The organism is Acinetobacter sp. YH12205, from assembly GCF_013418125.1.
GTDB classification, from domain to species: domain Bacteria; phylum Pseudomonadota; class Gammaproteobacteria; order Pseudomonadales; family Moraxellaceae; genus Acinetobacter; species Acinetobacter towneri.
The window spans coordinates 1-7,933 of record NZ_VPCQ01000021.1 but is presented as its reverse complement, the minus strand read 5'-3'; the positions used below and the strand labels follow the sequence as shown (position 1 = coordinate 7,933).

Annotated in this window: 4 protein-coding genes; 2 read left to right on the top strand and 2 right to left on the bottom strand. The window is 40.2% G+C overall.

The features are described 5' to 3' along the window. Positions 1-156: 156 nt before the first annotated feature. The gene (locus FTU92_RS13830; protein WP_180096439.1) at positions 157-1,527 is read right to left on the bottom strand and encodes a phosphomannomutase CpsG; all 1,371 of its coding nucleotides are present in this window, start codon (positions 1,525-1,527) and stop codon (positions 157-159) included. Between the two features lie 214 nt (positions 1,528-1,741). Between FTU92_RS13830 and FTU92_RS13825 the strand changes: the two genes are divergently transcribed. Both FTU92_RS13825 and FTU92_RS13820 read left to right on the top strand, forming a co-directional pair. Further along, positions 1,742-2,980, top strand: a complete 1,239-nt coding sequence (locus FTU92_RS13825; RefSeq protein ID WP_131261285.1) for a hypothetical protein — start codon at positions 1,742-1,744, stop codon at positions 2,978-2,980. 166 nt (positions 2,981-3,146) lie between these two features. After that, on the top strand, positions 3,147-6,494 hold the full coding sequence (locus tag FTU92_RS13820; RefSeq protein WP_096902681.1) for a DEAD/DEAH box helicase: 3,348 nt from the start codon (positions 3,147-3,149) through the stop codon (positions 6,492-6,494). Between the two features lie 17 nt (positions 6,495-6,511). Here FTU92_RS13820 and FTU92_RS13815 read toward each other — a convergent pair whose 3' ends face one another. Beyond that, positions 6,512-7,801, bottom strand: a complete 1,290-nt coding sequence (locus tag FTU92_RS13815; protein WP_180096438.1) for a type II toxin-antitoxin system HipA family toxin — start codon at positions 7,799-7,801, stop codon at positions 6,512-6,514. Between the last annotated feature and the right edge of the window lie 132 nt (positions 7,802-7,933).

Sequence of the window (7,933 nt, the reverse complement as noted above, 5' to 3'; positions counted from 1 at the left end):
CCTAAAATACAAAAGATAATCATTTAAATCTCTAATAAATACCCACCTTGCCACTACTGAATCGACATAGACAAAATGAGAACTTATGCAAATATTTGTCTATATTTTTAGTTATAGTTAATTACTCCCATTTTTATATTGCTTTGATTTTTCAGATTAAGCTTGAATGAGTTGCGTCAACTCATCCACATAGTCCTGCATCGGGCGGGGATTGTGGTCACGACGGCTTTCAATATTTAAGCGCAATAAAGGCTCGGTATTTGACGCACGCACATTAAAACGCCATGCCCCAAAGTCAAGACTCACGCCATCGGTTTGGTCAATTGCTGGGTTTTGGCTAGCATAATGCTCAAAGATTTTTTGGATGGTGGCTTGAGTATCGGCCACTTTAAAGTTAATTTCCCCCGAACATGGGAACTTGGCAATCATTTCTTCGACCAGACTCGATAGCGATTGTCCTGTTTCAGACAATACCGAAACCGCCAATAGCCATGGAATCATGCCGCTGTCACAATAGGCGAAATCACGGAAATAGTGGTGTGCGCTCATTTCACCGCCGTAAACGGCATTGTGCTCACGCATCACATCTTTAATAAAGGCATGTCCAGATTTAGATTGAATTGCTTCACCCTGATATTGAGCGACCACATCAAAGGTATTCCAGACTAAACGTGGGTCATGCACGATTTTCTCGCCTGCTTGTTTGAGTAAAAATGCCTGTGCCAATAAGCCGACAATATAATAGCCTTCAATAAATTGGCCTTTTTCATCGAATAAGAAACAGCGGTCAAAGTCACCATCCCACGCAATGCCCATGTCGGCTTGATGCTCTAATACGGCATTACGGGTGCTATCACGGTTTTCCACTAAAATGGGGTTGGGGATACCATTGGGGAAGGTGCCATCGGCATCATTGTGAATTTTGACAAACTCAACAGGGATATTCAGAGCTTTGAATTTTTGCTCAATCGCATCGACCACATGTCCTGCAGCGCCATTGCCTGCATTCATGACCAGTTTCATTGGGCGAATTTTGCTAGGCTCGATATAAGTCATTAAATGGTCAATAAATTGAGGCAAAATATTGTAGCTTTGAGTGCTACCTTTGTGCTCAACTGGGGTAAATTCGCCCGATTCTGCCAAAGCCTGAATGTCTTTTAGGCCGGTATCGGCACTAATCGGACGTGCATTTTCACGTACCAGTTTCATGCCGTTGTAGTCCATGGGGTTATGGCTGGCAGTCACTTCAATGCCACCTTGCACGTCTAAATGAAAAGCTGCGAAATAGACTTCTTCTGTGCCTGTCATTCCCAAGTCGAGCACATTGACCCCTGCATCATTTAAACCACGAATGGTGGCCTGCTTTAAGCCTTCGCTGCTAAGGCGAATATCGCAGCCAATTACAACGGTTTTAGGTTGGTAAATTTGTCCGTAAGCACGACCAATTTTATAGGCAATCTCTTCATTGAGTTCTGTGCCCAATTTTCCGCGAATGTCATAGGCTTTAAAACAGGTTAATGTGCTCATGTATTGTCCTAAATATTTGGAAAAATCGTATTGCTGCCTATGATAATCGAACTGTGTGTAATGTGCTGTATAGAATGGAAGATCAATTGCTTGAAGATGTTTCAGGTCAAAGACTATGGATGAGAAAAGATGTGGTGATGGGCAAGGGTGTTTTTTCTTGAGTAAGAAGTTGGTTAAAATACGGCTCAGACTTATGTGTTCGATATGATTGAAGATGGAATTACAGAAAAGTACTTTAGAGCCAGAGCAGAAACTTTCTGCGCCACAGAAAAAATTTCAGAAACTATGCCAAAAAATTGAGCAGGAACAGCTACGTTTGAATGAATGGCAGACCGCACAAGCCGATATTCAGGCACGTGCCAGCCGTGAAATTTTACCGACTTATGCGCAATTGCGTGAAGTTATATTTCAGCAAATTCAACAATTGCTTCAGCAAAAACAACAAAAAGTGACGGCAGCCCAGCAAACTAAGCTGGATCAAAAAATTGAGCAACTCAGTTTACAACTTTTGGATTCGCAGCAGATGTCTACCGAACAAGTTCAGTTTTTAACAGAATTGCTGAACAGTTATGGGCATCATATTGAATTGCTAGACACAGATGATGTGGATTTAAGATCTGAAGCTAAAACAGCAACAGAGTCAGAAGACGAAAATGTTGAACAATGTGAACAAAATAGTTTTGAACATGATGAGTCTGAACAAGAGCGCTTGGCACAGCTCAAGCTAGAAAGTTTGAAGCATTTTCTTTGTGAAGAATATGACCTAGATCTAGATTTTTTTGATTTTCAGCATGATCCATTAGATTTAGATGACTTTATAAAAAAATTTGAACAAAAAATGCAAGAACAAGAGGAGCTGGATTTTTTAAGTCAGTTGAGTAGTGCGCAAAAAGCTTTTGCCGAACAGCAAATTGCCCGTGAAAAAGCCAAAGCAGCAAAAAAACAGCAACAGCGTGAAGAAGCCAAGAAACTAGCAAATCAGTCCATTAAAGCGATTTACTTAAAAATTACAGCGTGGATTCACCCAGATCGTGAGCAAGATGAGCAGAAAAAACAAGAAAAAACCGTATTGATGCAGCAAGCCAATCAGGCTTATGAAGCCAATGATTTATTGACATTGTTAAATTTGCAAATTCAGTTGGGTCAGCAGCATAATTTGTCTTTCGCCAATCAACAATTAAAAGCGTATAACCTGCTTTTAGAAGAACAGTTAGAAACTTTGCAAATGCAAGTAGATGACATTATTTACTCTTTTAATTGGAGTCAGTTTTTATATTCTAACCGTAAAATTAAAGTGCAGGATTTGTATCGAAAATATGAGCAAGACTATCGACATGTTCAACAAAAATTAGCTCGAGCGCAAGAGATACTGGAAAAATATCAAGACCTTAAACAATTAAAGCAATTGATGCGCAGTCAATATGTGTGGGAAATGCATGCTGTGATGATGTAGACATATTGAGGTTTGGCTTTGAATGTTTATGCAAAAAGTAGTCTTTATTTACAATATTCCTTTTGAGTGAATCCAAGTTATGCTCAGGTTGGGCCGTTCGGCTACTATTCTGAAATGACAGCTTTGTCCGTTATAATTGTATAAACATTTTTGGTGTCTGGTAATTATGTCCTCATTGATCAATTTTCTATCTCGCTTTAGTACTGCAACTCTTCAGCGCAGCCAGAGCTATGCTAAATACATTGATAGGAAAACGATTGAGTTCTTTGAAGAAAATGACGATGTCACGATGTATGCCCAAATTGAAGGGACAGATTATTACGATACTGCAATTACCTATAATCTTAAAAAGGACCGTTTAATTGATGACGACTGCACTTGTCCGGTTGGATATAACTGTAAACATGCTGCTGCTTTAGCCAAATTATTTTATCAAGAATATCGAGAAGGATATCTGAAGAGCTATGTTGACTCTCAGTCATCATCTCACACTCAAAAAGATCGGGTTGCAATTAATCAAGCACAACGCTGGTTAAGTGAGTTTAAGCAGTATTTACAACATACCCAGTTAGAGCAGCAAAAGACAACGAGTAATTATTTACTTTATTATTTAGATCAGCCTTTAGGTCTATTCGGGTTAAAACTTGAGGTTCGAAAAGGTAGACGTAATAAAAGTGGGACGATCACAGGTGTCAGTTCTTATACTGAATATGGCAATATTCTAAAAAAACGTCTGTCTTTGCCTGATGGGAAGCGACAATTATTTAATCAAATTTATTATTATGCCAAGCTCAATCAGAATGAGTTTTCTTATGGAAATAGTCTTGATATATCAGGCATTGTTTTAGAGCATTTTAAATCTTTCATTCAGAGTGGTGATGTCTATTGGAAACAAAAAAGTGATGCTCCACTTACATGGTCAGAACAAAGCTATCAGCTTGAATTTTCTTGGCAAAAGAGCATTGAAAAACAGACTGAGCACTTAGATTTTGAGTTGGTCAATGGAAATGTTCGACTCAATTTAAAATCGAATCCACATCTTCAAATTCTTGTAAGTCAGCCACTTTGTTATATCGATATTCACAAGAATACGGTAGGGCAACTCTATAGTGAATATACATCGGATTTACTGTACTACCTTTGGCGGATGCCAGAGATGCCTGCGACGGTTTTGACTGAGTTTGAGCAGCTTACTCATCAATCTACAACGATACATAACTTGCCGAAACCTGGGTTTCTTCAAGAGATTGAAGTCTTACAGGGTAATCCCCAGCCAATTTTACGCTTTGGTGTTTTAGATAAATTTGATTGGAAATGGGAAGAGTCTGTTTGTGCTGAAATTGAATTCTCCTATGCAGGCGGGCGAATTAAAGCAGGTACATCAGGTGACAGTTTCATTGGTGAGCAGCATGACAAAATGGTGCGACAGCTTCGGGACTTAGTTCAGGAACAACAGTCAATCCAGCGTTTACAGCTATTGGTCGAATCACTGAAGTGGGTGAAAGATCTTAGTTATGACCAGCAATTAAAACTGGATAAACAACGTCTCGATTCTATGGTTTTTGCTTTCTATGGAGACTGGATCAAACAGCTGATGCCCATCAATCAAATTGAGTTGATGGGCTGGCAGATAGAGCATCTAGAAAACAGCCCCTTTAACCTGCAATATGTTGAAAATTTAAATATTTCTATCACTGAATCTGAAGGCCAGCAGGACTGGTTCAATATCGGGGCGACGGTTCAAGACAGTGCAGGCAATTCTTATAATTTACTTGATGCGCTCGTAGCTTTGGTGCGAGTAAATCCTGATTTACTTGATCCGCGGACTTTTATTCATCTGCATGACAGTCAAATTTTCACCGTGAAAACTGCAGTTGATCAACCTGATTTGGCGCTATCCGCTAGGGATATTAAGCCGGTATTATTGCATCTGCAGAGCATTTTACAGCAAGAAGAGCGCAGTATTGATCGCTATGATGCGAGTCAATTATTAGAATTGCAGCATAATCTTGGGATGACATGGCAGGTCAGTGATCGCCTGCAGAAATTTGTACATAAATTCAAACAAGGCTATCAGCAACAACTGCCAACACCACAAGGTTTTCAGGGGGAGTTGCGTCTATACCAGCAGCAGGGCTTAGGCTGGTTACAGTTTTTAAGGGAAACCCAGCATGGCGGGATTCTGGCAGATGATATGGGCTTGGGGAAAACAGCACAAACTTTAGCCCATTTACTCATGGAAAAGCAGGCTGGATATTTGCAGGATAGTCCCGCCTTAATTGTTGCACCCACATCGCTGATGCATAACTGGTTCAAAGAAGCGGAGAAATTTACCCCAGAGCTCAAGGTATTGCTGCTACAGGGGCCCGATCGCCATCAGTATTTTGAGCAGATTCCGCACTATGATATTGTGTTAACCACCTATCCGCTTCTGGCGAGAGATGAAGAGCAACTAAAGCAATATGAATATCATCAACTCATTTTGGATGAGGCGCAGAATATCAAAAATCCGCGCGCCAAAGCTGCACAGGTAGTACGGCAATTAACAGCGCGACATCGTCTATGTCTAACCGGTACACCTATGGAAAATCATTTGGGTGAGCTGTGGGCACTATTTTATTTCCTGATGCCAGGATTTTTATATTCACAAGAAATTTTTAATAAAAAGTACCGTCATCCGATTGAAAAGCGCGGTGATGAGCAGTTAAGACAAAAGTTGGTCAACCGGATTAAGCCCTTCATTTTACGTCGCTTGAAAACTGACGTAGCCAAAGAGTTGCCAGAAAAAACCACGATTGAAGTCAATATTGATATGAATGACCAGCAATCCAAGTTATATGAGGCTGTTCGTGCCACGATGCAGGCAAGCATTCAGAAAATTGTGGCAGAAAAAGGCTTTAAACGTAGTCAAATTCAAATTTTAGATGCCTTACTGAAGCTACGTCAGGTGTGCTGCCATCCTAGCTTACTAAAGCTGGATTCAGTGAAAATTGGACAGGCGCATTCTGCCAAACTTGAACAGTTGATGGATATGGTCGTTCCAATGGTGGAAGAGGGGCGAAAAATTCTTATCTTCTCTCAGTTTACCTCAATGTTGGAACTGATTGAACAACAGTTCCATCACGCAGAAATTGGCTATGTGAAGCTGACTGGAAAGACCAAAAAGCGAGATGAAGTCATTACAGCGTTTCAGTCTGGACAAGTGCCGGTATTTTTAATCAGTCTGAAAGCAGGAGGGGTCGGTTTGAATCTAACTGCCGCAGATACGGTCATTCACTATGATCCATGGTGGAACCCTGCTGCTGAAGATCAAGCTTCAGATCGTGCATGGCGGATTGGACAGGACAAGCCGGTATTTGTCTATAAGCTGATTACTAATAAAAGCATAGAAGAAAAAATTCTTGCCTTACAGCAAAATAAAGCAGAACTGGCACACTCTATTCTAAGTACAGATCATGAAGGCGAAGCGAAACTGACGGAAAATGACGTGATGAACTTGTTTGAGAAATTTTAGTTTGGTTTCAGATTACCCTAATCATCTGTAAGTATCTGAAAGTCCGGATGCAATTTTTTCCAATGTTCTCTTAATTTTTCTTTATGAACAGAAATCATAGGTAAGTCTAGTAATAGCACTGGCCATACCGACCGTGCTTTGTCCATGATCGCGTGAAGTTGTTTTTCAATAACACGCCATGGAACACCGACTTTTTCAGCCCATTGTTCAAAGTGTTTCATCTCAGCTAAATACCAATCTTTATTTTTGGTAAGATTCAATGCGAAATGACGCTCATTTTCAATATATACACTTGTCATCAATATATCGTATGCGGGAGATAATCTTGGCGTTGTTTTATCGTGATAAATCATACTCCAGTTCTTTAAGTGTGCATCTCCATTGGCGAGTAAAATATTGACGAGTAAACGGCTGGCAAATTGCTGAATATCAAAAATTTTGTTATCTGAATAGTGATAAATGATCTTACCGATCTGCTCATAATTTGTGGTGCTGTATTTCTGGTGTGGATATGAACCAAAGATCTGAGCAAAATCTTCAATATGAATAAGCTCTGTAGTATTAGCAGTACTCTGCCTATCGAATCTCTTAATTGCAAAAGCATATTGCTCTTGGGGTAGATTTAATGGTGGAAGGTCTTGTAAGAGTGCCATATCTACCAAACGAATCTCTGGGATATCTATTCCGACCATTTTGGCAAGGATCATCATAGAGTATTCATTCAGCGGAACAAAAGCATGTCTGGTAGAAGGAGTTTTGACAATCCAATCACCGAGTAGGCTGGATTCCGTTGCCTGTGCTAATGTAAAACGCCCATCTTTGGCTTTCATGGAAAACTTCATTTGGACGCCAGCCAAGGAAAACTTATTATTTGTCCGAATCTCTTGTTTTAATATCTGATCTGGATTCGAGATCTGAAGCTTAAATTTTATTCCATCTGGAATTTCTTCTGGATCTAATGGAGTCGCAATGAGTGCTCCAGGTAAATCATGACCTAAATCTGCCAATAACTGAAATTCATTGTCTATATGTACTTTGAGGCTTTGTGCAATCAGTTCACGTAATGCCCCTTCTGGTAGCAAGTTTGATAGCAAGGGGTGTAAGCGCTGATGTGTAACATAGGTCTTTTCTAAAATTTTATCCGCTTGAGGATACAAGGGGGAAGTTAGCAGGCTCAAGGTCGGACGTTGCTGATCAAAGCGGAAAGAATCTGTAAAAACCAGAATATTTTTTCCGCTCTGAAATCCTGCCAAGTATCCAACGACAGCGTGATGTAATGTTAATTTCAGGACGGCAACAGTATTCATGGTTCCTGTTCCTTAAAATGTATTCAAACATACTCAAGGACTAATTCGCACTCTGTTAATGTCTTGTTGCCAAGCGTGTAACTAGAGCCTGAGTCGGTCAGTTCCGACTTGTAGCGGTCAGTCCGTTCTTGC